Here is a 2,631-nt window from a genome sequence, read left to right on the forward strand (position 1 = left end):
GGCCAGCACCGCCGGCCTGGCGGCGCAGGGCCTGACCCGCCTGCTCTACAGCGTCCTCGTGGCGGCGTCGGCGGGGGAGCAGCGCCTCGGCACGGTCAACGGCGCGATCTCGCTGGCGATGCTCGCCGCCCTGCTGTGGCCCTCCGCCGCCGGCAGCGCCGCCGCGAAGTTCGTGGCCCGCGAGCGCGGCGCCGGCGCCCCGGAGCGGGTGGCCGCCGTGGTGCGCCTGCTGCGCCGGCGCACCGCGCTGTCGGCGGCGGTGCTCGCCGTGGCGGCGGGCACCGCGTGGACGCTGCCGCACTTCCACGGCAGCGCCGCCTCCGCCGTGCCGCTGGCGCTGCTGGTGCTCAGCTGGTCCGCGTACGTCTTCACGCGGGGGGTGCAGCTGGCGGTGGGGCGGGCGCACCGCGCCGCGGCGTGGGACGTGCTGTCCGCCGCCGGCGCCGTCGCCGCCCTGAGCGCCGTGCTGGGCTCGGGGCGCGAGGAGCTGCTGCTGCTGCCGCTGGCCGGCGGCTACGCCCTCTACAGCGCGGTGAACCTGCCGCGCGCGGCGCGGGTCCCGGTGCCGGCGGCGCTGCGCCGCGAGGTCGACGCGTTCACCGCGCTGGCCACCGTGGGCACCCTCGCCAGCAGCGGGTTCCTGCAGCTGTCGATGGTGCTCGCCGCGACGCTGCCCGACCGCGGCCAGTACGCCGCCGCCCTGCAGCTCGCCACGCCCGCCACGCTGCTGTCGCAGTCGCTCAGCCTGGTGCTCTTCCCGGTGATGGCCGAGGCGCACGGCCGCGGCGACGACGCGGGGCTGCGCCGGCGCACCGACACCGCCACGCGCGGGCTGTTCGTGACCATGACCTCGGTGTTCGGGGTGCTCGTGGTCCTCAGCGGCCTCGCCGTCGACCTCGCCTTCCCCCGCGGCGACTACGGGCGCGCCGCGGCGCTGCTGCCGGTGCTGCTGGTCGCGGTGATGTCCTCCACGCTGGCGGTGGCGGCGGTGAACAGCCTCACCAGCCGCGGCACCCGCGGCGTGGCGCTGTCCGCCGGGTGCAGCCTGCTCGGCCTGCTCACGGGGCTGCTCGGCTGGTGGGTGCTGGTGGCCGGTCGCGGCCTGGGCACCGCCGGGGTCGCGCTCGGCTACCTCGCCGGCGCCCTGGTGGTCGGCTACCTGCCGCTGGCGCTGGTGTGGCGGCGCGAGCGGCACGCGTGGGGCGGTCTGGCGCTGCGCCTGCTGCTGTGGCTGGTGCTGGCCGGCGGGGCGCGGCTGCTGGCGGTGCGCGCCGGCGACGGCGCCCTCGTGCAGCTGGCCCTGGCGGCGGCCTTCGCCGCCGCGTGGGCGCTGGTGTGCCGCCGCGAGCTCGCGGCCGTGCTGCGCCGGCGCGCGCCGGGCGGCGGGCCCGGCTAGCCGCGGCGGGCGGCCAGCGCGCGCTCGACCAGGCGCAGGACGACCTGCCGGTCGGTCGCGGAGCTCAGCTCGCGCGCCGCGCGGTGCGAGGCCGCCTTGCCGGCGCTCACCGCCGCCGCGTCCAGCCCCTCCAGCGCCCGCCGCAGCGCGGCGGCGGAGAAGTCGTCGGCCACCACGCCCAGGCCGCGCGCGCGCACCTCCCGGGCCATCTCGGGGCTGGGGCCCACGGCCAGGGCCAGGCGCGCCTGGACGAAGTCGAAGAACTTGTTGGGCAGCGCGTAGCGCGCGTTGACGCTCGTCGGCGGCAGCGAGAACACCCCGACGTCGTAGCGGTTGAGGGTGGGCACGATCTCGGCCGGGGGCACGGGGTCGTGCACGGTCGTGCGCCCGCTGGCCGCCGCGGCCGCCTCCAGCTGCGCCAGGTGGCGCCCGCCGTCGCCGCCGGGGGTGAGGTACAGGTCCAGGCTGAAGCGCTCGTCGAGGCCGGCCACGACGTCGACGAGCACCTCCAGGCCGCGGCCGGGGATGGCGCTGCCGCTGTGCACCAGCCGCACCCGCTCGCCGTCGACGGGCGAGGGCTGCAGCTGCGCGGGCGCGGGGGCGTTGCGCACCACCGCGCACTCGACGCCGTAGCGCTGCCGGTACAGCTGCGCGATGGGCTCGCACACCGTCGTCACCACCGCCGAGCGCGGCAGGTGGCGCGCGCACAGGTGCTCGGCGAACGGCTTGACCGCCAGGCGCCAGCGCCAGTCGCCGCTGAACTCCTCCGGCGCCCACTCGTGCATGTCCGCCCAGACCGGGGCGCCGCCGGCCACCGCGTGCGCCAGGGGCAGGGCCCGCGCGTCGTTGGCGACGACGAGGTCCCAGCCCGGGCCGGGGTCCGCGGTGAGGGCGGCGTGCGCGGCGCGCAGCGCCGGTGCGGCCAGCTCGGCGGCGCGGTGGCGGCGCGCGCCCAGCAGCAGCAGGCCCCGCGGGTCGCGCGGCAGCGAGGCCAGGTGGTCGGCCACGCGCAGGTGCGCGGCCACGCCGTCCGGGGCGGGGCCGTAGCCGACGGTGCTGACCTCCCCGACCTCCCGCAGCACCTCCACCTGGCGCAGCACCCGGGCGTCGCCGCGCAGGGGGGAGAAGGAGATGGACAGGATGCGGGGCCGCCCGCCCCGCGCCGCACCTTCCGCCACGTGCTGCCACCCTCCCTCGACCGCGCCCGGCGGTCCCGCGCGGGCGGCCCCGCATCC

2 protein-coding genes are annotated in these 2,631 nt (G+C 79.2%); one reads left to right on the forward strand and one right to left on the reverse strand.

The annotated features are described in order from the left end of the window. The coding region (locus tag GTR00_RS18540) for a lipopolysaccharide biosynthesis protein (protein WP_166613046.1) at positions 1 to 1,396 on the forward strand (1,396 nt) is incomplete at its 5' end. Here GTR00_RS18540 and GTR00_RS18545 read toward each other — a convergent pair. Then, a complete protein-coding gene (locus tag GTR00_RS18545; protein ID WP_166613047.1) occupies positions 1,393 to 2,574 on the reverse strand; it encodes a glycosyltransferase family 4 protein in 1,182 nt (393 codons plus the stop codon). The two genes, GTR00_RS18540 and GTR00_RS18545, sit on opposite strands and share 4 nt — an antisense overlap. Positions 2,575 to 2,631 lie beyond the last annotated feature (57 nt).

Source organism: Kineococcus indalonis, assembly GCF_009906395.1.
Classification (GTDB): Bacteria; Actinomycetota; Actinomycetes; order Actinomycetales; family Kineococcaceae; genus Kineococcus; species Kineococcus indalonis.